Genomic DNA, 23,488 nt, shown 5'->3' with positions numbered 1-23,488 from the left:
ACGGGAGTTGACCCCTGTACCGTCCCCGCCATGCCGATTCACATGCGCTTCACAGGCCGGACCGGGAACGGGAGCCGAAGCCGGAGCCGGCCCTGGCGCCGAGGCTGGAGACCACTGGTGACGGCGGTCGCCGCCGTCCTCATGGCCGCTTTCCTCACCCCGGCCGTGACCGCCCACGCCGCAACGCGCGAGACGTACGAGACGCGCACTCCCAGCGAGAGCCGCCCGGTCTACTCCTACGCCGACGCCGTCCGCGAGGCCGTATGGGTCGACACCGGGCTCGACGGCGACGGCGACGGGAAGACCGACCGCGTCGCCGCCGACATCGTCCGGCCCCGCGAACCCGCCCGGCAGGGCCGCAAGATCCCCGTGATCATGGACGCCAGCCCCTACTACTCCTGCTGCGGACGCGGCAACGAGAGCCAGCTCAAGACGTACGACGCGAACGGCCATGTCGTCCGGATGCCGCTCTTCTACGACAACTACTTCGTGCCCCGCGGCTACGCGTTCGTCGGCGTCGACCTCGCCGGCACCAACCGCTCCGACGGCTGCGTCGACATCGGCGGCCGCTCCGACATCCGGTCCGCGAAGGCCGTCGTCGACTGGCTGAACGGCCGCGCCAAGGGCTACACCAGCCGCACCGGCACCACCACGGCCAAGGCGACCTGGACCAACGGCAGAACCGGCATGATCGGCAAGAGCTGGGACGGCACCATCGCCAACGGTGTCGCCGCCACCGGCGTCAAGGGCCTGAAGACCATCGTCCCGATCAGCGCCATCTCCTCCTGGTACGACTACTACTTCGCCAAGGGCGCCCCGCTCTACGACTCCGGCCCCGACTGGCTGTCCGACGCCGTCGAGAGCCCGGACGCCCGCGCCCACTGCGCCGCCGTCCAGCAGAAGCTCGTCGACGGCGCCCCGCGCACCGGCGACTGGACCCCGCTGTGGACCGAACGCGACTATGTGAAGGACGCCGCCAAGGTCAGGGCCAGCGTTTTCCTGGTCCACGGGATGCAGGACCTCAACGTCCGCACCAAGCACTTCGGCCAGTGGTGGGACGCCCTCGCGAAGAACGGCGTCGAGCGCAAGATCTGGCTCTCCCAGACCGGCCATGTCGACCCCTTCGACTACCGGCGCTCCGCCTGGGTCGACACCCTGCACCGCTGGTTCGACCACGAACTCCTCGGCTACGACAACGGCATCGACCGCGAGCCCATGGCCGACATCGAACGCCACCCGGACCAGTGGGCCACCTCGACGGTCTGGCCGCCGACCACCACCAGTACCACCACCCTGCGCCCGGCCCAGGGCGCCCGTCCCGGCGTCGGCACCCTCGGCCGCACCCCCGGCCGCGGCACCGAGACCTTCACCGACGACCCCGCGCTCGGCGAGACCGACTGGGCCGCCCAACTCCTCACCGCCACCCCCGCCAAGGCGGGCTTCCTCACCGGCCCCCTCACCCGGGATCTGCGCGTGTCCGGCTCCTCGAAGGTCACCGTCACCGCGACTCCGACCACGCCCACGGCCCATCTCTCCGCCGTCCTCTTGGATCTCGGCCCCGACACGATCCGGGACTACGCCGACGACGCCGAGGGCATCACCACCCTCACCGACCGCACCTGCTGGGGAGCGAGCACCACCGGGGACAGCGCCTGCTTCCTCACCACCCGGGCGAAGACCAAGGCCGTCGACTACACCGTCGTCAGCCGCGGCTGGGCCGACCTCGGCAACTACGCCTCCGGCAAGGGCGTCCCGCTCACCCCGGGCAAGGCCTACACCATCACCCTCGACCTCGCGGCCACCGATCATGTCGTGCCCAAGGGCCACCGGCTGGCGCTGATCGTCGCGGGCACGGACCGCAACCTCATCGACCCCCCGGCCGACAAGCCGACGTTCACTCTCGACCTGGCCCGCACCTCGGCCCGCGTCCCCCTTGTCGGGGGTGCGGCGGCGTTCGACCGGGCCACGGCCGGGTCGGCGTGGGGCGCGGCCGGGACGGGCGACCTGGACGGCGTACGGTCACCGTCGACCGCCCAGCGGGTGCCGGGCACTGACCGATGACCGTCTGAACCTCGCTCAGGAGGCGGCGGTCACGAGATCCGCCGCCTCCTGAGCGCACCCCCACGCCACCGTGACGCCTGCCCCGCCGTGCCCGTAGTTGTGCACCAACACCCCGCCGCCCGGCAGGAGTTCACGCTCCAGCCGGACCGTGTCCCGGACCGGCCGCAGCCCCACCCGGTGCCCCAGCACCCGCGCCCCGGCGATCTCCGGCCGTAGGGCCTGACGCCGCCGGGCCCGCCCTTCGGGCGGACGACGGGAATGTGACGACAGGCCCTAGCGCCGCGCACCGCCCTACGATCGCCCCGGCCACCGCCGGATCCGGCGTCAGCGACCACGCGTCCTCGTCCGCCGTGCCGCCCAGCAGCAGCCTGCCGGGCTGCGGGAACAGGTACGCCATCTCGCCGTCCGCACCGGTGGACACCAGCCAGGTGTCGATGCCCGGGTTCTCCACCACGACCAGCTGTCCCCGCACCGGCCGCACGGCCGGATCCGGCACCAGCTCACGGGCGCCGAGCCCCGTGCAGTTGACCACGACCGGCGCTGCCGCGAAGCCCTCCGCCGGGCTCGCCACCGTACGGTCCTCGACCGTGCCGCCCGCCGCGATCAACCGGCCCCGCAACCAGGCCAGTTGCACCGGCATGTCGATCAGTGGCAGCCGGGCCCGGACCCCCGTGCCGCCGTACTCGCCGGGCGTGGCCGCCCGCAGTCCCGGCAGCCGCGCCGACAGCCACGCCAGCTTCTCGTCCAGCTCCACCTCACCCAGTACGCCCTCGACCATCCGTACGCCGGTCTCCGCGGGCCGGGCGGCCAGTTCCTCGTACACCTCCAGGGAACGCAGTGCCCATGCCCGTGCCCGGCCGATCGGCCGGATCCGGTACGGCCACCACAGCGCGCCCGCGACCGCAGAGGTGGTCTCCTCGGCGGGCTCCCGCGTCCACACCCGCACCCGCAGCCCGCGCTCCGCCAGTACGAGGGCCGTCGTCAGCCCGGCCACCCCGCTGCCGACCACCACCACGTCACCGCTCGCTCCACCGGCCATGCGGGGACGGTAGCGGACCGGGTGCCGCCGTGGCCGCGGGGCAAGGCCGTCGGGGCGAGGCCATGAGTCAGGCGGCGGGGCCATTAGGATCGTCGCCTGATGACCGCCACCCTCGTCGCCAAGAACCTCGCCGCCGGACACGGCGACCGCGCCCTGTTCTCCGGGCTCGACCTCGTCGTCGCGCCCGGCGATGTGATCGGCCTGGTCGGCGCCAACGGCGCGGGCAAGTCCACGCTGCTGCGGATGCTGGCCGGGCTGGCCCGCCCCGAACAGGGCGAGCTCAGGCTCTCCCCGCCGGCCGCCACCGTCGGACACCTCCCGCAGGAGCCGGACCGCCGCCCCGGCGAGACCGTACGGGAGTTCCTGGCCCGCCGCACCGGCGTCACCGCCGCGCAGCGTGCCATGGACGCCGCCACCCAGGCCCTGGTCGAGGGCGCCCCCGGCGCCGACGACGCCTACGCCACGAGCCTCGAACGCTGGCTCGGCCTCGGCGGCGCCGACCTCGACGAACGCGCCGAGGAGATCGCCGACGGCCTCGGACTGGCCGTCGGCCTGGACCAGCCGATGACCTCCCTCTCCGGCGGCCAGGCCGCCCGCGCCGGACTCGCCTCCCTGCTGCTCTCCCGCTACGACGTCTTCCTCCTCGACGAGCCCACCAACGACCTCGACCTCGACGGCCTGGAACGCCTCGAACGCTTTGTGACCGGACTGCGCGCGGGCACCGTGGTCGTCAGCCACGACCGCGAGTTCCTCACCCGCACCGTCACCAAGGTCCTCGAACTCGACCTCGCCCAGCGGCAGATCAACCTCTACGGCGGCGGCTACGACGCCTACCTGGAGGAGCGCGCCACCGCCCGACGGCACGCCCGCGACGACTACGAGGAGTACGCCGACAAGCGCGCCGCCCTCCAGGACCGCGCCCAGATGCAGCGCTCCTGGATGGACAAGGGCGTCAAGAACGCACGCCGCAAGGCGAGCAACGACAACGACAAGATCGGCCGCAAGTTCCGCAGCGAGGCCAGCGAGAAGCAGGCCGCCAAGGCCCGCCAGACACAGCGCATGATCGAGCGGCTGGAGACCGTCGAGGAACCCCGCAAGGAGTGGGACCTGCGGATGGAGATCGCCTCCGCGCCGCGCTCCGGAGCGGTGGTGGCAACCCTGCGCGACGCCGAGGTACGGCGCGGCGGCTTCACCCTCGGGCCGGTGTCCCTCCAGATCGACTGGGCCGACCGGATCGCCGTGACCGGCGCCAACGGTGCGGGCAAGTCCACGCTGCTCGGCGCCCTTCTCGGCTGTGTCCCGCTGGCCGCCGGGCACGCCGCGCTCGGCTCCGGTGTCCTGGTCGGCGAGGTCGACCAGGCCCGCAAGCTGTTCCACGGGCCGCAGACCCTGCTGGACGCGTTCCGCTCCGCGGTCCCGGACACCGAGCCGGTCGAGGTACGGACGCTGCTCGCCAAGTTCGGGCTCAAGTCGGACCATGTGCTGCGGCCCGCGGACACGCTGTCGCCGGGCGAACGGACCCGTTCCGCGCTCGCGTTGCTCCAAGGGCGAGGCGTGAATCTGCTCGTTCTCGACGAGCCTACGAATCATCTCGATCTGCCGGCCATCGAGCAGTTGGAGTCTGCGCTCGACGCGTACGAGGGCACGTTGCTGTTGGTCACGCATGACCGGCGGATGCTTGACGCTGTCCGCGTGGGGAGGCGGCTTCAGGTGTCTGACGGGACTGTCAGCGAGAGCTGAGGGCTGTCAGGTATTCGCCTGGCTGCGGCGGCGTGGGGGCTGGTCGCGCCCACGCGGCGGAGCCGCATATCGATAGAGCCCCGCGCCCCTAGGGAACTGCCGGACCTGGAGTGCCATGGTCAGGTACTCCAGGTCCGGGCTGCGTCACCGATGCTGAGGCCGGTCAAGGCACGGGGAACTTGTCAACTGGCGGCTGGCCAGCCCCCTAGGGGCGCGGGGAACTGCGCGACCAGCCCCCACGCGCCCGCAGACGAAACTCAGCCGCGCCCGTTCTTAGGGTTGAGCAGGCCGGCACGGCGCAGCGCGTCGGCCATGGCGCTGTTGGCCGGGGGAGGCGGGGCCTGGCGTCCCCCGCCCTGGCCACGCTGCTGAGGTCGGCCACCCCGCTGCGGCTGGCCGCCCGCCCCCCGCTGCTGCCCGGCACCCCGCTGCTGACGCCCGCCGGCGGGTGCCGCCTCGTCGTCCAGGCGCAGCGTCAGCGAGACCCGCTTTCTCGGGATGTCCACGTCCAGGACCTTCACCTTCACGATGTCGCCCGGCTTCACGACATCCCGCGGGTCCTTGACGAACGTCTTCGACATCGCGGAGACATGGACCAGCCCGTCCTGGTGGACGCCGATGTCCACGAAGGCGCCGAAGGCCGCCACATTGGTGACCACGCCCTCCAGGACCATCCCGGAGGAGAGGTCGGAGAGCTTCTCGACGCCCTCCTTGAAGGTGGCCGTCTTGAACGCGGGACGCGGGTCGCGGCCGGGCTTCTCCAGTTCCCTGAGGATGTCGGAGACGGTCGGCAGACCGAACGTGTCGTCCACGAAGTCGCCCGGCTTCAGCGACCGCAGCACCGACGTGTTGCCGATGAGGGCCGCCACCTCCTGCCCCGAGTTCTTCACCATGCGCCGGACCACCGGGTACGACTCGGGGTGCACACTCGACGCGTCCAGCGGGTCGTCGCCGCCGCGGATGCGCAGGAAGCCCGCGCACTGCTCGTACGCCTTCGGGCCGAGCCGCGCCACCTTCTTCAGCTCGCCGCGCGAGGTGAACGGGCCGTTGGTGTCACGGTGCGCCACGATGTTCTCGGCGAGACCGGAGGAGATGCCGGACACCCGCGAGAGCAGCGGCACGGACGCCGTGTTGACGTCGACGCCGACGCCGTTCACACAGTCCTCCACCACCGCGTCCAGGGAGCGCGACAGCTTCATCTCGGACAGGTCGTGCTGGTACTGGCCGACGCCGATCGACTTGGGGTCGATCTTCACCAGCTCGGCCAGCGGGTCCTGGAGCCGCCGGGCGATGGAGACCGCGCCGCGCAGCGACACGTCCATGCCGGGCAGCTCCTGGGAGGCGTACTGCGACGCCGAGTACACCGAAGCGCCCGCCTCCGACACCATCACCTTGGTGAGCTTCAGCTCCGGGTGCTTGGTGATCAACTCGCCCGCGAGCTTGTCGGTCTCGCGGGACGCCGTGCCGTTGCCGATCGCGATCAGCTCGACCGAGTGCTGCGCGGCCAGCCGGGCCAGCTTGGCGAGCGCCTCGTCCCACTTGTTCGCCGGGACGTGCGGGTAGATCACGTCGGTCGCGACGACCTTGCCGGTGGCGTCGACCACGGCGACCTTCACACCCGTACGGAAACCGGGGTCCAGGCCCAGCGTCGAGCGCGTGCCCGCCGGGGCGGCGAGCAGCAGGTCGCGCAGGTTCGCCGCGAACACGCCGACCGCCTCGTCCTCGGCGGCCGTACGCAGCCGCAGGCGCAGGTCGATGCCGAGGTGCACCAGGATGCGGGTGCGCCAGGCCCAGCGGACCGTGTCCTGGAGCCACTTGTCGGCGGGCCGTCCGCGGTCGGCGATCCCGAAGCGGGCGGCCACGATCGGCTCGTACGACGACATCGCCGCGGCGGACCCGACGGACTCGTCGGACCCGGCGGGCGCCTCTGGCTCCAGGACGAGGTCGAGGACCTCCTCCTTCTCACCGCGCAGCATCGCCAGGATGCGGTGCGAGGGCAGCTCGGTGAACGGCTCGGCGAAGTCGAAGTAGTCCGCGAACTTCGCGCCCGCCTCCTCCTTGCCGTCGCGCACCTTGGCCGCCATCCGTCCGCGCACCCACATGCGCTCGCGCAGTTCGCCGATCAGGTCGGCGTCCTCCGAGAACCGCTCGGTGAGGATCGCCCGCGCGCCGTCCAGGGCGGCCTGCGGATCGGCGACGCCCTTGCCGGCGTCGACGAAGGCGGCGGCAGCGGCGAGCGGCACCACGGCCGGGTCGCCGAGCAGTCCGTCGGCGAGGGGCTCCAGGCCCGCCTCGCGCGCGATCTGCGCCTTGGTCCGCCGCTTGGGCTTGTAGGGCAGATAGACGTCCTCCAGACGCGCCTTGGTCTCGGCGCCCCGGATCTGTGCCTCCAGTTCCGGGGTGAGCTTGCCCTGCTCCCGGACCGAGTCGAGGATCGCCGTCCGCCGCTCCTCCAGCTCCCGCAGATAGCGCAGTCTCTCCTCAAGCGTGCGCAGCTGCGCGTCGTCGAGCATCTCGGTCGCTTCCTTGCGGTAGCGGGCGATGAAGGGCACCGTCGAACCGCCGTCGAGCAGCTCCACCGCGGCTCTCACCTGCCGCTCCCGTACGCCGAGCTCCTCGGCGATCCTGCCTTCGATGGACCCTGCTGCGAGGGACCCGGGTGTCGTCACGATCCGGTACCGCCTGCCTTCTCCACTACGGGTTGCGCGGCAATTGTGGCAGGTGACACTGACAACCGTGGATCAGGGCGCGGATCAGGGGCGGATCAGGACGCGGATCGGGACGCGGATCAGGACGCCGCCGGGCGCGGTGCCGCGAGCGGTCCGGCAGGCCCCGGGTCACCGCTTTCCGACCAGGTCGGCGGGGAAGGCGCCCGCCGTCAGGGCCGCGCGGGCGAAGCCGGTGCCCAGTTCGGTCAGCCGGGCCACGCCCTCGGCGCCGAGGTGCTCGTACGGTGCCCGGTCCAGCCGGTCCGTCTCCGCCTCGATGTGGGTGCGCAGCAGCCCGCCCCGCTCGGTCAGCTCGCCCTCGGCGTCCAGCAGGCCGCGCTTCTGCAGCCGTAGGACAGCAGCCTCCCAGTCCTCATGGCGCCAGCCGCGCGTGTCACGCACCCACTTCGGTGTCATGCCCTTGCCGGTCGCGGTGTGGGTCACCACCGCCTCGAGACCGTCGAGCTCCGCCGACATCAGCACCGCGATGTGCCCGTCGCCGCGGTGCTCGCGCAGCAGGGTCGCCGCATGCCAGTACGCCACATGCGGCTTCTCGGGCACGGGGAGGTCGGCGTGGGCGGCGTACAGTGGGCGGCCGCTGCGGGAGCACGCCTCGGCGGCCCGCAGGGCGAGCCGCGCGGCCTCCGCCATCTCGGCCGACTCCGCCGCGTCCGCGCCCAGCAGCCGCCGCAGCGACGCGTCGACGGCACGCGCGCGGGCGGCCAGCACGGCGCCGGGGGCCGCCGTCTCCCATAGCGCGGGCACATGCCTTGCGACGAGCGCATAGCTGTAGTTGTAGAACGCCGCCGCCACCGTCCCGGCCCCGACCGGTCCCAGCGCGGCCGAGCGCACCGCGAAGTTGACGGCACGTGGATGCGTGATGCCGAGAGCTGCCAGTTCCCGCCCCAGCTCGGGCGCGAAGTAGTGCGTTGCGTGCAGCGAATTGAGCACGTTGTGACAATGGCGTCCGGCGCGTGGTCCGAGGATGACGGTGGTCATGCCCAAAACGTTACCGACGGGTCGGTGAACCCGTTCAGGGGGGCCGGGTTCAGGGGGTCCAGGAGAAACGCGCCTGCCTGCGCTCCAGGAAGGCCGCCACACCCTCCGCGGTGTCGGCGGCGGCGGACCGTGCCTGCTCGGCCCAGTGCGCGTCGCGGTCCGTACGGCCGTCCGTGAACTCCTTGGCCGCCGCCTGGGTCAGCTGCGAACGGGACACCAGGATCCGGGTGAACTCCGCCACTCGCTTGTCGAGTTCGCCCTCGGCCAGCACCTCGTCGACCAGACCGGTGCGCAGCGCCCGCCCGGCGTCGATCAACTCGCCGGAGAAAAGCAGGTACTTGGTGGTCGCCGGGCCCACCAGCGCGGTCAGGCGCCGGGTCGAGGACGACGGGTACACGATCCCGAGCTTGGCCGGTGTCACCCCGAACACCGCGCCCTCCTCCGCGAACCGCAGATCGCAGGCCGCCGCCAACTGGGCGCCGCCGCCCACACAGTGCCCCCGGATCGCCGCCAGCGTCGGTTTGGGGAACGCGGCCAGCGCGTCCTCGGCCGCCACGGCGAGCCGCTGCGCCTCCTCCGGGGAGCCCTGGAGCGTGGAGATGTCGGCCCCGGTGCAGAACGTGCCGCCCGCCCCGGTGAGGACCAGCACCCGTACGGCGGGGTCGGCGGCGAGCGAGTCGAGCAGCGGCGGCAGCGAGCGCCACATCGCGGCCGTCATGGCGTTGCGCTTGACCGGATGCTCGATGACGACGGTGGCGACCGAGTCGGCCACCCCGTGCAGCAGCTGGGGCTCCATGTGCCGGATGGTATCCGGCGCGTGCGCACCCGGCCGTACGCGCGTACGCACCCGGTCGTACGCACCCGGTCGTACGGGCGATGTCGTACCAGCGTCGTTGTACGAGCGCCGTTGCACGGCCGGTGGCAGCCGTTCGTGCTGCCGTACAAACCGAAGAGTTCCCGAAACCGGCACCGGCGGCGCAGATGTGATCCGTTGAGCGACGTTGCCGCACGCCGACGATCAGAACCGCTCGATATCTGCTGACTTCTGTTCAGCCCTCGGGAGCCGAGGGGGCCGTCTCCACACTCGATGCGTGGTGACAATCGAGCGCAAGGGCGGCGACCGGCCGATGGAGAACTCCGAGCCGCCGAGTCCACTGCCGTACGAAGGAGTGTGGCGGTTCACCGCCCCCGCCGTCGATGTCTCGGTCCCGCAGGCCCGGCACGCCGTACGGGACCTGCTCGTCCGACAGGGCGTCCCCGTCTCCGACGAACTGGCCCAGGGCCTGCTCCTGATCGTCTCCGAGCTGGTCACCAACGCGGTCAAGCACGCGGCGCTGCTGTCGCCGATGCTCGCCGTGGAGGTCGCGGTCGGCGCGGAGTGGGTGCGGGTGTCCGTGGAGGACAACCACCCCTACCGGCCCACTGCCCTGGAGGCCGCCCACAGCGAGACCGGCGGCCGGGGGCTGCTGCTGGTGAGAGAGATCACCCTGGAGGCGGGAGGGGTGTGCGACGTCGAGCACACCGCGGCCGGCGGCAAGGTGATCTGGGTCGCGCTGCCGCTCAGACCGTCACCGGTGACATGACATCGCGTGCCGGGCGGAGGGGTGCCGGTAGTGGTGCCGCTGGTGCCGGTGGGCGCTCACCAGCCTGCGGCGGGACCCGTCAGCTCGCGGACCGCCGGACGCGCGGCGTCGAGGACGGTGAGGAACCACGCCGAGAAGGTGTCCTTCGCATGCCGCTCCGCCAGCTCGTCAGGGGTCACGAACGCCGTCGCGCCGACCTCCTCCGGGTCCGGCCGCAGCGGGGCCTGCACCAGGCCGACGAACAGATGGTTGTACTCCTGCTCCACCAGACCCGAGTCCGGGTCCGGGTGGTTGTAGCGGACCGTGCCCGCCTCCGCCAGCAACGCCGGGGACACGCCCAGCTCCTCGTACGTCCGCCGGGCCGCCGCCGCGAAGGGCGCCTCACCCGGGTACGGGTGACCGCAGCAGGTGTTGGACCACACCCCGGGGGAGTGGTACTTGCCCAGTGCCCGCTGCTGGAGCAGCAGCCGGCCGTGCTCGTCGAAGAGGAAGACCGAGAAGGCCCGGTGCAGTTGCCCGGGTGGCTGGTGGGCGTCGAGCTTCTCCGCGGTGCCGATCGTCACGCCGCTCTCGTCGACCAGTTCCAGCAAAATCGCGTCTGCGGTACCGCTCGACGAACTGTGCGTCGTAGTGGCAGGTGTGATCGGCATACCCATCCTTCGCATCGGTCCTCATGGCCAAGTCTGCCGTACGAACCCGGCACCCCTGGCACTTTGATGATCGTTCCCGGCTCGGCGGGCGGGGAACCGTCGGACATGAGGACGCGCGTCCCGGCGAGGTCCCGGCGAGGTCCCGCCGGGGGTGAGTGCGGGCGTGGGCAGGTCAGTGGCAGAGCCGTGCCTCGTGCTCCGCGTGGCCGCCCGGCTCCAGCTGGAAGGTGCAGTGCTCCACATCGAAGTGGCCGCCGAGGCACTCCTGGAGCTCGTGCAGCATCTTCTCGTGGCCGATGGTGGTCAGCACGTCCGACGTCACCACCACATGCGCGGACAGCACCGGCAGACCCGAGGTGATCGTCCACGCGTGCAGGTCGTGCACGTCCTCCACCCCGTCGAGCGCCAGGATGTGGGCCCGTACTTCCGCCATGTCCACGTCCTTGGGCGCCGCCTCCAGCAGCACGTCCAGCGTCTCGCGCAGCAGCTTCAGCGTGCGGGGTACGACCAGCACCCCGATGAAGATCGACGCGATCGGGTCGGCCGCCTGCCACCCCGTGGTGAGGATCACGGTCGCCGAGATCAGCACCGCCACCGAGCCGAGCGCGTCCGCGGCCACCTCCAGGAACGCGCCCCGCACATTCAGACTCTCCGCCTGGCCCCGCATCAGCACCGTGAGCGAGATCATGTTCGCCACCAGACCGAACAGACCGAACGCGATCGTCAGCCCGCCCGCCGTGTCCGCCGGTGTGACGAACCGCTCGATGGCTTCGTACAGTACATAGCCGCCCACGCCCAGCAGCAGGAGGGCGTTGGCGAGCGCCGCCAGGATCTCCGCGCGGGCATAGCCGAAGGTGCGGGTCTCGCTGGGCGGGCGGTTCGCGAAATGGATCGCCAGCAGCGCCATGGCCAGGCCGACCGCGTCCGTCGCCATGTGCGCGGAGTCCGCGATCAGGGCCAGCGAATCGGCGAGCAGCCCGCCGATCACCTCCACCACCATCACGGTGAGCGTGATCCCGAGCGCGATCCGCAGTTTGCCGCGGTGCGCGGCACCGGCGGTGGCGGGGCCGGCATGGCCGTGCCCGTGCGCGTGGTCGTGTCCGGCGCCCATGTGACTCCGCCCTCCTCTGATCGGCCTCATGCCTTGTCTGCGGTGCCAGTGAACTACGGGCGGGGGGTATGGGGCAACGCGGTACTGAAGACCGTTGTCATGTGCTGTGACCAGGGGTTTTGGGTGGCGTTGTTCAGATGGCGTTTCTGTATTACGGCTGGCGTGCGCGTTTTTTGGCTCGGTCGCCTCCGGGGCGCTTTGTGCCGGTGTCGAGACGCCGACCGTGCTCAGCACTTCGTGCCTCCGCGCGCTCGGCGTCTCGACACCGGCGCGCCCCTACGGCTCCCTCGCGGTCGGCGCGTAGGGACAGTGCACGTGGGTGGGCCCTCGCCCTTGGGATACGTGACGCCGTTGGGTGTGGCGGGGTGGGGTGAAGGGGCCGACCGGTGGGTTGAAGGGGCGGACCTGTCCTGCTCCATGCGGTATGTCATCTATGTCTGATCGGGCCCGCAGTTTGGAGCGCAGGCGGGGGATCACCGATGATGATCGCGGCAACGGTCGGCCCGGTTTTCGCTGAGCGATCCGTGAACGGGCGGTGAACGCAGGCTTCTCACCATCCGCTAACCTCAGCCGTCATGCCGCCCCGGGTGCCGCACGTATGGGGCGCCCCCCTATCAGCACACCGCCGGCGCGGACGCGTCGGCACCAGGGAGTGAGTTCGGTTGTCGACCGCAATCCTCACCGGTCAACCGGTCCCCGGATCGTCGATCGAAGGTGATCTGCGGGCACTCGGCTTCGACGTCCAGGTCGCCTCCGACGCCTCCGCCGCCGAGGCCCTGCTCGCCGGGGTCCCCGCCGACCAGCGCGTGGCGATAGTGGACGCCCGTTTCGTGGGCCACCCGCACGCACTGCGCCTCGGTCTGACCGACCCCCGTTTCGACCTCGCCGCGGTCACCGGCGCGGTGACCGCCCGTCCGGCGGCGCGGGCGGCGCTCACCCGGGCGCTGGTCCGTGAGGCCGTCGCCACCCCGGGCGCGACGACGGACAGCCCGACGGCGGCCGCCCCGCTCGCCACCGCCACCGCGGCCGACAGCCTCGCCGACCGTCTCTCCGCCGCACTGGACGCCGACGGCGCCGCCCTGCACCGGCCCGAGCTCGGCAGTCTGGTCGCCGCCGTACCCTCCGACCCGCAGTCCCGCAACGAGGCCCGGCAGGCCGTGGACGCCGTCGACGACGAGGCCGTACGCCTGAAGTCGGCCGTGAAGTCCCGTGACGGGTTCTTCACCACCTTCTTCATCAGCCCCTACTCCCGCTACATCGCCCGCTGGTGCGCACGGCGCGGTCTGACCCCCAACCAGGTCACCACCGCCTCCCTGCTCACCGCGCTGATCGCGGCGGGCTGCGCGGCCACCGGCACCCGACTGGGGTTCGTCGCGGCCGGTGTGCTGCTGATCGCGTCCTTCGTACTGGACTGCACCGACGGCCAGCTCGCCCGCTACGCCCTGAAGTACTCGACGCTGGGCGCCTGGCTGGACGCCACCTTCGACCGGGCCAAGGAGTACGCCTACTACGCGGGGCTCGCGCTCGGCGCGGCCCGCGGCGGTGATGACGTCTGGGCCCTCGCGCTCGGCGCGATGGTGCTCCAGATCTGCCGGCACGTGGTCGACTTCTCGTTCAACGAGGCCAACCACGACGCGACCGCCAACACCAGCCCGACCGCCGCGCTCTCCGACAAACTGGACAGCGTCGGCTGGACGGTGTGGGTGCGCCGGATGATCGTGCTGCCGATCGGCGAGCGCTGGGCCATGATCGCCGTTCTCACCGCCCTCACCACTCCCCGTATCACCTTCTACGCCCTGCTCGTCGGCTGTGCTCTCGCCGCCACCTACACCACCGCGGGCCGGGTGCTGCGCTCGGTGACCCGCAAGGCGCAGCGCACCGACCGGGCCGCCGGCGCCCTCGCCGACCTCGCCGACAACGGCCCGCTGGCCGGACTTGTCGCCCGCCGCACCGCCAGGCTGCGCTCCCTCAGCCCCGTGGTGACAGCCGCCGCCGGTGTCGTCGTCCTCGGCGCCACCCTCGCGACCGGGACGTCCTGGGCGCCCGTGATCGGTGCCCTCGTCTATGTCGTGGCCTCCGGGCAGGCCCTCGTGCGGCCGCTGAAGGGCTCTCTGGACTGGCTGGTTCCGCCGCTGTTCCGCGCCGCCGAGTACCTCACCGTCCTGGTACTTGCGGCCCACGCCGATGTGAACGGAGCCCTTCCGGCGGCTTTCGGGCTGGTGGCCGCCGTCGCCTACCATCACTACGACACGGTGTACCGCATCCGCGGCAACGCCGGAGCGCCCCCGGCCGGGCTGGTGCGCGCCATCGGGGGGCAGGAGGGGCGGACGCTGCTCGTCACCGTCCTCGCCGCACTGCTCACCGGCCATGGGTTCACGGTCGCGCTCACGGCGCTGGCCGTGGCCGTCGCCCTGGTGGTGCTCGCCGAGAGCATCCGGTTCTGGGTGTCCGCAGGGGCGCCCGCCGTACACGACGAAGGAGACACCGCATGATCGGCCTCGTGCTGGCGGCAGGCGCCGGACGGCGCCTGCGCCCCTACACCGACACGCTGCCGAAGGCGCTGGTGCCGGTGGGGCCCGCGGGCATAGAGGGCGAGCCCACGGTCCTGGACCTGACGCTCGGCAACTTCGCCGAGATCGGGCTCACCGAGGTCGCGGTCATCGTCGGCTACCGCAAGGAGGCCGTCTACGCGCGCAAGACCGCGCTGGAGGCCAAGTACGGGCTGTCCCTCACCCTCATCGACAACGACAAGGCCGAGGAGTGGAACAACGCCTACTCCCTGTGGTGCGGCCGTGACGCCCTCAAGGACGGTGTGATCCTCGCCAACGGCGACACCGTCCACCCCGTCTCCGTCGAGAAGACGCTGCTGGCCGCGCGGGGCGACGGCAAGAAGATCATCCTCGCGCTCGACACCGTCAAGACGCTCGCCGACGAGGAGATGAAGGTCGTCGTCGACCCCGAGCGCGGCATGCGGAAGATCACCAAGCTGATGGACCCGGCCGAGGCCACCGGCGAGTACATCGGCGTCACCCTCATCGAGGGCGACGCCGCCCCCGAGCTGGCCGACGCGCTCAAGGCCGTGTGGAAGACCGACCCGCAGCAGTTCTACGAGCACGGCTACCAGGAACTCGTCGACCGCGGTTTCCGGATCGACGTGGCGCCCATCGGCGACGTCCAGTGGGTGGAGATCGACAACCATGACGATCTCGCCCGCGGTCGGGAGATCGCGTGCCAGTACTGACCCGGCTCATTCCGTCCCCGCTGGTCGTCGACATCCGCCCGGGTGCCCTCGACGATCTGGCGTGCGTGCTCGCCGACGAGCGCATCTCGCAGTCCGGGCGCCTCGCCGTCGCCGTCAGCGGCGGGTCGGGTGCCCGGCTGCGGGAGCGGATCGCTCCCACCCTGCCCGGCGCCAGCTGGTACGAGGTGGGGGGCGGCACCCTCGACGACGCGGTGCGGCTGGCCGGTCAGATAAAGGCGGGGCACTACGACGCGGTCGTCGGCCTCGGCGGCGGCAAGATCATCGACTGCGCCAAGTTCGCCGCGGCGCGCGTGGGCCTGCCCCTGGTCGCCGTACCGACGAACCTCGCGCACGACGGACTGTGCTCCCCGGTCGCCACCCTCGACAACGACGCGGGCCGCGGCTCCTACGGCGTGCCCAACCCGATCGCGGCCGTCGTCGACCTGGACGTCATCCGCGACGCCCCCGTCCGCTTCGTACGCGCCGGGATCGGCGACGCGATCTCCAACATCAACGCGATCGCCGACTGGGAGCTCGCCCATCGCGTCAAGGGCGAGAAGATCGACGGTCTGGCGGCCGCCATGGCCCGGCAGGCCGGCGAAGCGGTGCTGCGGCATCCCGGCGGTGTCGGCGACAACGGCTTCCTCCAGGTGCTCGCCGAGGCGCTGGTCCTCACCGGTATCGCCATGTCGATCTCCGGTGACTCCCGGCCCGCCTCCGGCTCCTGCCACGAGATCAACCACGCCTTCGACCTGCTGTACCCCCGGCGCGCCGCCAGCCACGGCGAGCAGTGCGGGCTCGGTGCCGCCTTCGCCATGTATCTGCGCGGCGCCCACGAGGAGTCCGCGTTCATGGCCGAGGTGCTGCGCCGCCACGGGCTTCCGGTGCTGCCGGAGGAGATCGGCTTCACGGCGGACGAGTTCGTCCGGGTCGTGGAGTTCGCCCCGGAGACCCGGCCCGGCCGCTACACGATCCTCGAACACCTCGACCTCAAGACCGAACAGATCAAGGACACCTACGCCGACTATGTCAAGGCCATCGGTAGCTGAACTCCGACCGGTCGTCCACCCCGCCGGGGTGAAGGACCGGCGCAGCGGTGAGCACTGGGCGGGACGCCTCTATATGCGCGAGGTGTCCCTGCGGATCACCCGTCGTCTGGTGAACACCAGGGTCACGCCCAACCAGCTCACCTATCTGATGACCCTGTTCGGCGTCCTCGCCGCACCGGCCCTGCTGGTGCCGGGCGTCGCGGGCGCCGTCCTCGGTGTGCTGATGGTCCAGATGTATCTGCTGCTCGACTGCGTCGACGGCGAGGTCGCCCGCTGGAAGAAGCAGTTCTCGCTCGGCGGGGTGTATCTCGACCGCGTCGGGGCCTATCTGTGCGACGCCGCCGTGCTCGTCGGACTCGGGCTGCGGGCCGCCGACCTGTGGGGCGGCGGCCGGATCGACTGGCTGTGGGCCTTCCTCGGCACCCTGGCCGCGCTCGGCGCGATCCTGGTCAAGGCCGAGACCGACCTCGTCGGGGTCGCCCGGCACCAGGCCGGGCTGCCGCCGGTCAAGGAGGCGGCGTCCGAGCCGCGCTCCTCCGGTGTGGCGCTGGCCCGCCGCGCCGCCGCCGCGCTCAAGTTCCACCGGCTGATCCTCGGCATCGAGGCGTCCCTGCTGATCGTGGTGCTGGCGATAGCCGACCAGGTCCGCGGCGACCTGTTCTTCACCCGGCTCGGCACCGCGGTGCTCGCCGGTATCGCCCTGGTGCAGACCGTGCTGCACCTGGTGTCCGTCCTCGCGTCGAGCAGGCTGCGGTGAGCGCGGCCATGCGGGTCGGCGCGGTGATCATCACCATGGGCAACCGGCCGGAGGAACTGCGGGCGCTGCTCGACTCGGTCGCCAAGCAGGACGGGGACCGTGTCGAGGCGGTGGTGGTCGGCAACGGCTCGCCGGTGCCCGACGTGCCCGAGGGGGTGCGGACCGTCGAGCTGCCCGAGAACCTCGGCATACCCGGCGGCCGCAATGTCGGTATAGACGCTTTCCGAACGGGCGGCGACGACGGCTTCGATGTGGACGTCCTGCTCTTCCTCGACGACGACGGCCTGCTCGCCCGGCAGGACACCGCCGAGCTGTGCCGGGAGGCCTTCACCGCCGACCCCGAACTCGGCATCATCAGCTTCCGTATCGCCGACCCGGAGACCGGGGTGACCCAGCGCCGCCATGTGCCGCGCCTCAGGGCCGCCGACCCGATGCGCTCCTCCCGGGTCACCACCTTCCTCGGCGGCGCCAACGCCGTACGCACCAAGGTGTTCGCCGAGGTCGGCGGACTCCCGGACGAGTTCTTCTACGCGCACGAGGAGACCGATCTGGCATGGCGGGCCCTCGACGCGGGCTGGATGATCGACTACCGCTCCGACATGGTGCTGTACCACCCCGCCACCGCCCCCTCGCGGCACGCGGTCTACCACCGCATGGTGGCCCGCAACCGCGTCTGGCTGGCCCGCCGCAACCTCCCTCTTCTGCTGGTCCCCGTCTATCTGGGGGTCTGGATGCTGCTCACCCTGGTCCGCCGTCCCTCCCGGTCGGCGCTGAAGGCGTGGTTCGGCGGCTTCCGGGAGGGCTGGAGCACGCCGTGCGGGCCCCGCAGGCCCATGAAATGGCGTACGGTCTGGCGGCTCACCCGGCTGGGCCGGCCCCCGGTGATCTGACAAGCTCGACCTGAGAGCACCCGGAGCACACAGACGGCTCCGCACCGTGCCCGGCCGGCCAGGCCGCTCATCTCGAAGACGAAAGTTTCCACCGTGAGTGAGACAACGCAGGACGCAATCGCCATGAGCATGACGCCGTCGCCCGACGGCGGACTGAGCAGGGCCCAGCTAGCAGCGAAATACGGTCTGGCCGTCAGCGGCGCCAGGCCCTCGCTGCCCGAGTACGTCCGCCAGTTGTGGGGGCGGCGCCACTTCATCCTCGCCTTCTCCCAGGCGAAGCTGACCGCCCAGTACAGCCAGGCCAAGCTGGGCCAGCTGTGGCAGGTGGCGACGCCGCTGCTGAACGCGGGCGTGTACTACTTCATCTTCGGTGTCATCCTGCACGCCAGCCGCGGCATGTCCCAGGACGTCTACATCCCGTTCCTGGTGACCGGCGTGTTCGTGTTCACCTTCACCCAGAGCTCGGTCATGTCCGGCGTCCGCGCGATCTCCGGCAACCTCGGCCTGGTGCGCGCGCTGCACTTCCCGCGCGCCGCGCTGCCCATCTCCTTCGCGCTCCAGCAGCTCCAGCAGCTGATGTTCTCGATGCTCGTGCTGTTCGTCGTCGCCGTCGGCTTCGGCAGCTACCCGGACCTGTCCTGGCTGCTGATCGTGCCGATCCTCGCCCTCCAGTTCCTGTTCAACACCGGGCTCGCGATGACCGTGGCGCGGCTGGGTGCCAAGACCCCGGACCTGGCCCAGCTGATGCCGTTCATACTGCGGACCTGGATGTACATGTCCGGCGTGATGTTCTCCATCAGCAAGATGCTGGAGGGCCGCTCCCAGGTGGCGGCCCGGGCGCTCCAGGTGAACCCCGCCGCCATCTTCATGGACCTGATGCGCTTCGCGCTGATCGACGGCTACGGCGCCTCCGACCTCCCGCCGCATGTGTGGGCGCTCGCCATGACCTGGGCGGTCGTCCTGTTCGCCGGCGGCTTCGTGTTCTTCTGGAAGGCTGAGGAGCGTTACGGCCGTGGCTGACAAGAACAGAGGGGCCCACGTCCCCACCGTGATCGCGGACGAGCTGCACATCGTCTACCGGGTGCACGGTGCCAAGACCGGCAAGGGCAGCGCCACCGCCGCCCTAAGCCGGATCATCAAGCGCGGCGAGGAACGCGGGGTGCGCAAGGTGCACGCCGTGCGCGGGGTGTCGTTCGTCGCCTACCGCGGTCAGGCCATCGGGCTGATCGGCTCCAACGGCTCGGGCAAGTCCACCCTGCTGCGGGCCATCGCCGGGCTCCTGCCCGCGGAGAGCGGCAAGGTCTTCACCGACGGCCAGCCCTCCCTGCTCGGTGTGAACGCCGCCCTGATGAACGACCTCACCGGCGAGCGCAATGTCATCCTCGGCGGGCTCGCCATGGGCATGACCCGGGAGGAGGTCAAGGAGCGCTATCAGGCCATCGTCGATTTCTCCGGAATCAACGAGAAGGGCGACTTCATCACCCTGCCCATGCGCACCTACTCCTCAGGAATGGCGGCCCGGCTGCGTTTCTCCATCGCCGCCGCCAAGGACCACGACGTCCTGATGATCGACGAGGCCCTCGCCACCGGCGACCGCAAGTTCCAGAAGCGCTCCGAGGACCGCATCCGCGAGCTGCGCAAGGAAGCGGGCACGGTGTTTCTGGTCAGTCACAACAACAAGTCGATCCGCGACACCTGTGACCGTGTGCTGTGGCTGGAACGCGGTGAGCTGCGCCTGGACGGCCCCACCGACGAGGTCATCGCGGAGTACGAGAAGTTCACCGGCAAGTAGGCCGGAATGCGGTATTGATTTCCCGGGGCCTGCCGGAACTGTGCCGGTGGGCCCCTGCGTCTGCAAAGGAAGCGTCAACTCGGGCCGGTCGAAGGAATCTTGAAGCCGATCGGTGTGTTGTTGTGATGTGCAGGACACCCTGACAGGGGTGGCGGCGATGTACAACATAAGCTGTAGCGGTCCCTAAAGACGGCAATCAGGGCGATAATGCCCGACACACCCCAGCGGTCCGCCGCGCGGACAGCCGGGCGGCGTGTCCGAAATAGTGAGTATCGGGTCGGCGGTGTAGAACGGGAGATGTGACGGCAATGGCTACGGAAACTCCCCAGCTCAACGCAGCATGTGCCGTCCCTGCCCCGGGCAGCAGGCGATGACGGGAAGGGCCGGGGTGCGCCACCGGGACCCGGAGCGCGCCACCCTCGACAAGGCCGCGGGAGAGAACTTCCCCGTGGCTCCGTTCTTCCTGCCCCGGGACTGGCGCGCCGACCTCATGGCGGTCTACGGCTTCTGCCGCCTCGTCGACGACATCGGCGACGGCGATCTCGTCCCCGGCGGCGTCGACGCCCGGCTGCTGGGCGTCGCCCCCGAGCAGGCCGAGGACCGGCTGGTCATGCTCGACGCCTTCGAGGCCGATCTGCGCCGCGTCTTCGACGCCACCCCGCGCCACCCCCTGCTGCAGCGCCTCCAGCCCACCGTCCGCCGCCGCTCCCTCACCCCCGGCCCGTTCCTCGGGCTGATCGCGGCCAACCGCCAGGACCAGCTGGTCGGCCGGTACGAGACCTACGACGACCTGCTCGCCTACTGCGAACTGTCCGCCAACCCCGTCGGCAGGCTGGTTCTCGCCGTCACCGGCACCACCACCCCCGAACGCGTCCGCCGCTCCGACGCGATCTGCACCGCGCTCCAGATCGTCGAACATCTTCAGGACGTCGCCGAGGACCTCGGCCGCGACCGCGTCTACCTGCCCGCCGAGGACATGAAACGCTTCCACGTCCAGGAGACCGACCTCGCCGCACCGACCGCGGGAGCCTCCCTGCGCGCACTGATCGCATACGAAACAGGACGCGCCTGCGATCTCCTGAATGAAGGCGCCCCTCTGGTGGGTAGCGTCCACGGCAGGTTGAAGCTGCTGCTCGCGGGGTTCGTGGCGGGGGGACGGGCGGCCGCCGGTGCCATCGCCGCCGCCGGATACGACGTACTTCCCGGCCCGCCCAAGCCCGGCAAAGCCAGGCTGCTGCGCGAGGTGGGCGTGACTCTGCGAGGAGAGGGGTGATCCGGACCGTGGAGCTCCAGCCGCATGTGTCCGCACCGGTACTCGCCGCCTACAGCTATTGCGAGGCCGTCACCGGAGCACAGGCCCGGAATTTCGCGTACGGCATCAGACTGCTGCCGACGCCCAAGAGACGCGCCATGTCGGCGCTGTACGCGTTCTCCCGGCGGGTCGACGACATCGGCGACGGCCCGCTGGCGCACGACACCAAGGTGGCCCGTCTGGAGGACACCAGGAGTCTGCTCGCCCGGGTGCGGGCGGGCGAGGTCGACGAGGACGACACCGACCCGGTCGCCGTGGCCCTCACCCACGCCGCCGAGCATTTCCCGATCCCGCTCGGCGGCCTCGACGAGCTGATCGACGGCGTGCTGATGGACGTGCGCGGTGAGACCTACGAGACCTGGGACGACCTGAAGCGGTACTGCCGCTGTGTCGCCGGGGCCATCGGACGCCTCTCGCTCGGCGTCTTCGGCACCGGTGCCGGGGTGCGCGGCGCCGAACGCGCCCCCGAGTACGCCGACACCCTGGGTCTCGCCCTCCAGCTCACCAACATCCTCAGGGACGTCCGCGAGGACGCCCAGGGCGGGCGCACCTACCTGCCCGCCGACGACCTCGCCAAGTTCGGCTGCTCGGCCGGGTTCACCGGACCCGTGCCACCGGAGGGCGCCGACTTCGCGGGCCTGGTGCACTTCGAGGTGCGGCGGGCCCGCGCGCTCTTCGCCGAGGGCTACCGGCTGCTGCCCATGCTCGACCGGCGCAGCGGCGCCTGTGTGGCCGCCATGGCCGGGATCTACCGCCGCCTTCTCGACCGCATCGAGCGCGAACCGGAGGCCGTGCTGCGCGGCCGTGTCTCGGTGCCGGGCCGTGAGAAGGCCTACGTCGCCGTGCGCGGTCTGTCCGGACTGGACGCACGGCATGTGTCCCGCAGGACCGTCAGGAGGCGCGCCTGATGGACAAAGCGGTCCAAGGTGATGGAAGTGACGAGAACCGGCAGGCAACCCTCCGCGTCCCGGCGGCGTCCCTGACTGCAACGGCCAGCAGCCCGCGGCTTCGCCACCGCGGCCGGCAGGCAGGGGAGGGCGCACGATGACCGACGGCATGCGGCCCGCGGGGCCGCCCGCGGACCCTTCCGGGCGTGCCGGGCACAGCGTCGTCGTGGTCGGCGGCGGGCTCGCCGGGATCACCGCCGCGCTGGCGCTCGCGGATGCGGGGATCCGCGTCACCCTGCTCGAGGGCAGGCCGAGACTGGGCGGCCTGGCCTTCTCCTTCCGGCGCGGCGAGCTGACCGTGGACAACGGCCAGCACGTGTACCTGCGCTGCTGCACCGCCTACCGCTGGTTCCTCGACCGGATCGAGGGCACGGCGCTGGCACCGCTGCAGGAACGTCTCGACGTGCCCGTCGTCGACGTCACCAGGCCCGAGGGCAGGCGGCTCGGCAGACTGCGGCGCGACCCGCTGCCGGTGCCCCTGCATCTGGGCCGGAGCCTGGCCGCGTACCCGCATCTCACGCTCGCCGAGCGTGCCGCCGTGGGCCGTGCCGCGCTCGCGCTCAAGGGGCTCGACCTCGCCGATCCGACCCTGGACACCCAGGACTTCGGCAGCTGGCTGACCGCGCACGGTCAGTCGGCGCGTGCCGTCGAGGCCCTGTGGGACCTGGTCGGGGTCGCCACCCTCAACGCGGTCGCGGGCGACGCCTCGCTGGGGCTCGCCGCGATGGTGTTCAAGACCGGTCTGCTGTCCCACCCGGGCGCGGCCGACATCGGCTGGGCCCATGTACCGCTGGGAGAACTGCACGACCGGCTCGCCCGCAAGGCGCTCGACTCCGCGGGCGTCCGTACCGAAGGCCGTACACGCGTCACCTCCGTCTCCATCAACGAGAACGGGACCTGGAGCGTTCAGGTTCCCGGCGAGGCGCTCGAAGCGGACGCCGTCGTCCTCGCCGTACCCCAGCGCGAGGCCCTTGACCTGCTGCCCCCCGGCGCGCTCGACGCCCCGGAAAATCTTGCGGCCATCGGCACCGCGCCGATCCTCAACATCCACGTCGTCTACGACCGGAAGGTCCTCGACGTGCCCTTCCTCGCCGCGCTCGGCACCCCGATCCAATGGGTGTTCGACCGCACCCGCAGCTCCGGACTCGGCGAGGGCCAGTACCTCGCGCTGTCCCAGTCCGCCGCGCAGGACGACATCGACGCACCCGTCGCCTTACTGCGCGAGCGCTATCTGCCCGAACTCAGCCGGCTGCTGCCCGTCGCACGCGGCGCCCGGGTGAGGGACTTCTTCGTGACCCGGGAGCGCACCGCCACGTTCGCTCCCGCCCCCGGCGTCGGACGGCTGCGGCCCGGCGCCCGCACCAAAGCACCCGGCCTCGCTCTGGCCGGGGCGTGGACCGCCACCGGGTGGCCCGCGACCATGGAGAGTGCGGTCCGCAGCGGCGTGAACGCGGCGGACGCCGCGCTCACCGCCCTGGGCCGGCCCCGCCCCCGCCGCCCCTTCCCGATCGAGGAGGCGGCGTACCACGCCGCTCGGGGGAACATCCCCCGGATCCCCGGCCGTCGGCCCAAAACCGGCACCTCGCAGCGAGGTGCGCTCCGGTGAACG

19 protein-coding genes and 1 pseudogene are annotated in these 23,488 nt (G+C 71.4%); 14 read left to right on the top strand and 6 right to left on the bottom strand.

Annotated elements, in window-relative coordinates; genetic code table 11:
• The first annotated feature begins 141 nt into the window (after nucleotides 1-141).
• Nucleotides 142-2,061: a Xaa-Pro dipeptidyl-peptidase gene (locus ACSYGN_RS06215; RefSeq protein WP_460403254.1), complete on the top strand. Its 1,920-nt coding sequence runs from the start codon at nucleotides 142-144 to the stop codon at nucleotides 2,059-2,061.
• 15 nt (nucleotides 2,062-2,076) lie between these two features.
• Here ACSYGN_RS06215 and ACSYGN_RS06210 read toward each other — a convergent pair.
• Nucleotides 2,077-3,100: pseudogene (locus tag ACSYGN_RS06210) on the bottom strand (FAD-dependent oxidoreductase).
• Nucleotides 3,101-3,199: 99 nt separating this feature from the next.
• Between ACSYGN_RS06210 and ACSYGN_RS06205 the strand changes: the two are divergent.
• Nucleotides 3,200-4,840, top strand: coding sequence for an ABC-F family ATP-binding cassette domain-containing protein (locus tag ACSYGN_RS06205; RefSeq protein ID WP_460392654.1), 1,641 nt, complete (start codon nucleotides 3,200-3,202; stop codon nucleotides 4,838-4,840).
• 257 nt (nucleotides 4,841-5,097) lie between these two features.
• On the opposite strand, the gene ACSYGN_RS06200 is transcribed toward ACSYGN_RS06205, so the two are convergent.
• The 3 genes from ACSYGN_RS06200 to ACSYGN_RS06190 all read right to left on the bottom strand — a co-directional run bounded on the left by ACSYGN_RS06200 (nucleotide 5,098) and on the right by ACSYGN_RS06190 (nucleotide 9,343).
• The gene (locus ACSYGN_RS06200; RefSeq protein WP_460392652.1) at nucleotides 5,098-7,509 is read right to left on the bottom strand and encodes a Tex family protein; all 2,412 of its coding nucleotides are present in this window, start codon (nucleotides 7,507-7,509) and stop codon (nucleotides 5,098-5,100) included.
• A gap of 168 nt (nucleotides 7,510-7,677) precedes the next feature.
• Nucleotides 7,678-8,547: an SCO6745 family protein gene (locus ACSYGN_RS06195; protein ID WP_460392650.1), complete on the bottom strand. Its 870-nt coding sequence runs from the start codon at nucleotides 8,545-8,547 to the stop codon at nucleotides 7,678-7,680.
• 49 nt (nucleotides 8,548-8,596) lie between these two features.
• On the bottom strand, nucleotides 8,597-9,343 hold the full coding sequence (locus ACSYGN_RS06190; RefSeq protein ID WP_460392648.1) for an enoyl-CoA hydratase/isomerase family protein: 747 nt from the start codon (nucleotides 9,341-9,343) through the stop codon (nucleotides 8,597-8,599).
• A gap of 295 nt (nucleotides 9,344-9,638) precedes the next feature.
• Here ACSYGN_RS06190 and ACSYGN_RS06185 point away from each other — a divergent pair, with 295 nt between their 5' ends.
• Nucleotides 9,639-10,130: an ATP-binding protein gene (locus tag ACSYGN_RS06185; protein WP_460392646.1), complete on the top strand. Its 492-nt coding sequence runs from the start codon at nucleotides 9,639-9,641 to the stop codon at nucleotides 10,128-10,130.
• 56 nt (nucleotides 10,131-10,186) lie between these two features.
• Here the strand turns inward: ACSYGN_RS06185 and idi are convergent, their stop codons facing one another.
• The gene (idi, locus tag ACSYGN_RS06180) at nucleotides 10,187-10,780 is read right to left on the bottom strand and encodes an isopentenyl-diphosphate Delta-isomerase (protein WP_460392644.1); all 594 of its coding nucleotides are present in this window, start codon (nucleotides 10,778-10,780) and stop codon (nucleotides 10,187-10,189) included.
• A 172-nt stretch (nucleotides 10,781-10,952) separates the two neighbouring features.
• Nucleotides 10,953-11,891 carry a cation diffusion facilitator family transporter gene (locus ACSYGN_RS06175; protein ID WP_460392642.1) on the bottom strand — a complete coding sequence of 313 codons (939 nt, stop codon included), beginning with the start codon at nucleotides 11,889-11,891 and terminating at the stop codon, nucleotides 10,953-10,955.
• A gap of 662 nt (nucleotides 11,892-12,553) precedes the next feature.
• On the opposite strand from ACSYGN_RS06175, the gene ACSYGN_RS06170 reads away from it, so the two are divergent.
• The 11 genes from ACSYGN_RS06170 to hpnE all read left to right on the top strand — a co-directional run bounded on the left by ACSYGN_RS06170 (nucleotide 12,554) and on the right by hpnE (nucleotide 23,485).
• Nucleotides 12,554-14,383 carry a DUF5941 domain-containing protein gene (locus ACSYGN_RS06170; RefSeq protein ID WP_460392640.1) on the top strand — a complete coding sequence of 610 codons (1,830 nt, stop codon included), beginning with the start codon at nucleotides 12,554-12,556 and terminating at the stop codon, nucleotides 14,381-14,383.
• The gene (locus ACSYGN_RS06165) at nucleotides 14,380-15,132 is read left to right on the top strand and encodes a phosphocholine cytidylyltransferase family protein (RefSeq protein ID WP_460392638.1); all 753 of its coding nucleotides are present in this window, start codon (nucleotides 14,380-14,382) and stop codon (nucleotides 15,130-15,132) included. Before ACSYGN_RS06170 ends, ACSYGN_RS06165 begins: the two co-directional genes overlap by 4 nt.
• Nucleotides 15,120-16,181 (top strand): iron-containing alcohol dehydrogenase family protein, encoded by a 1,062-nt coding sequence (locus ACSYGN_RS06160; protein WP_460392636.1) that lies wholly within the window; start codon nucleotides 15,120-15,122, stop codon nucleotides 16,179-16,181. Before ACSYGN_RS06165 ends, ACSYGN_RS06160 begins: the two co-directional genes overlap by 13 nt.
• Nucleotides 16,159-16,938, top strand: coding sequence for a CDP-alcohol phosphatidyltransferase family protein (locus ACSYGN_RS06155; protein ID WP_460392634.1), 780 nt, complete (start codon nucleotides 16,159-16,161; stop codon nucleotides 16,936-16,938). Before ACSYGN_RS06160 ends, ACSYGN_RS06155 begins: the two co-directional genes overlap by 23 nt.
• A complete protein-coding gene (locus ACSYGN_RS06150; protein WP_460392632.1) occupies nucleotides 16,935-17,828 on the top strand; it encodes a glycosyltransferase family 2 protein in 894 nt (297 codons plus the stop codon). The genes ACSYGN_RS06155 and ACSYGN_RS06150 overlap by 4 nt, the downstream gene beginning before the upstream one ends.
• Nucleotides 17,829-17,921: 93 nt before the next feature.
• Complete coding sequence (locus ACSYGN_RS06145; RefSeq protein WP_460392630.1) at nucleotides 17,922-18,848, top strand: ABC transporter permease; 927 nt, start codon at nucleotides 17,922-17,924, stop codon at nucleotides 18,846-18,848.
• The gene (locus tag ACSYGN_RS06140; RefSeq protein ID WP_460392628.1) at nucleotides 18,841-19,620 is read left to right on the top strand and encodes an ABC transporter ATP-binding protein; all 780 of its coding nucleotides are present in this window, start codon (nucleotides 18,841-18,843) and stop codon (nucleotides 19,618-19,620) included. The genes ACSYGN_RS06145 and ACSYGN_RS06140 overlap by 8 nt, the downstream gene beginning before the upstream one ends.
• 370 nt (nucleotides 19,621-19,990) lie before the next feature.
• A complete protein-coding gene (gene hpnC / locus ACSYGN_RS06135; RefSeq protein ID WP_460392626.1) occupies nucleotides 19,991-20,893 on the top strand; it encodes a squalene synthase HpnC in 903 nt (300 codons plus the stop codon).
• Entirely contained in the window at nucleotides 20,890-21,840 is a 951-nt protein-coding gene (gene hpnD / locus ACSYGN_RS06130; RefSeq protein ID WP_460392624.1) for a presqualene diphosphate synthase HpnD, read from the top strand. Before hpnC ends, hpnD begins: the two co-directional genes overlap by 4 nt.
• Nucleotides 21,840-21,980, top strand: a complete 141-nt coding sequence (locus ACSYGN_RS06125) for a DUF6380 family protein (RefSeq protein ID WP_460392622.1) — start codon at nucleotides 21,840-21,842, stop codon at nucleotides 21,978-21,980. Before hpnD ends, ACSYGN_RS06125 begins: the two co-directional genes overlap by 1 nt.
• Nucleotides 21,977-23,485, top strand: coding sequence for a hydroxysqualene dehydroxylase HpnE (hpnE, locus tag ACSYGN_RS06120; RefSeq protein WP_460392620.1), 1,509 nt, complete (start codon nucleotides 21,977-21,979; stop codon nucleotides 23,483-23,485). Before ACSYGN_RS06125 ends, hpnE begins: the two co-directional genes overlap by 4 nt.
• Nucleotides 23,486-23,488 lie beyond the last annotated feature (3 nt).

The organism is Streptomyces sp. YIM S03343 (genome assembly GCF_054729195.1).
This window is presented reverse-complemented; position numbering and strand designations above follow the sequence as displayed.

Coding starts and splice junctions, on each gene's coding strand:
- ACSYGN_RS06175 (WP_460392642.1), bottom strand. CDS start 11,891: ATGGGCGCCGGACACGACCACGCGCACGGGCACGGCCATGCCGGCCCC.
- ACSYGN_RS06205 (WP_460392654.1), top strand. CDS start 3,200: ATGACCGCCACCCTCGTCGCCAAGAACCTCGCCGCCGGACACGGCGAC.
- hpnC (WP_460392626.1), top strand. CDS start 19,991: ATGACGGGAAGGGCCGGGGTGCGCCACCGGGACCCGGAGCGCGCCACC.
- ACSYGN_RS06215 (WP_460403254.1), top strand. CDS start 142: ATGGCCGCTTTCCTCACCCCGGCCGTGACCGCCCACGCCGCAACGCGC.
- ACSYGN_RS06190 (WP_460392648.1), bottom strand. CDS start 9,343: ATGGAGCCCCAGCTGCTGCACGGGGTGGCCGACTCGGTCGCCACCGTC.
- ACSYGN_RS06125 (WP_460392622.1), top strand. CDS start 21,840: ATGGACAAAGCGGTCCAAGGTGATGGAAGTGACGAGAACCGGCAGGCA.
- ACSYGN_RS06165 (WP_460392638.1), top strand. CDS start 14,380: ATGATCGGCCTCGTGCTGGCGGCAGGCGCCGGACGGCGCCTGCGCCCC.
- hpnE (WP_460392620.1), top strand. CDS start 21,977: ATGACCGACGGCATGCGGCCCGCGGGGCCGCCCGCGGACCCTTCCGGG.
- idi (WP_460392644.1), bottom strand. CDS start 10,780: ATGCCGATCACACCTGCCACTACGACGCACAGTTCGTCGAGCGGTACC.
- ACSYGN_RS06155 (WP_460392634.1), top strand. CDS start 16,159: ATGTCAAGGCCATCGGTAGCTGAACTCCGACCGGTCGTCCACCCCGCC.
- ACSYGN_RS06195 (WP_460392650.1), bottom strand. CDS start 8,547: ATGACCACCGTCATCCTCGGACCACGCGCCGGACGCCATTGTCACAAC.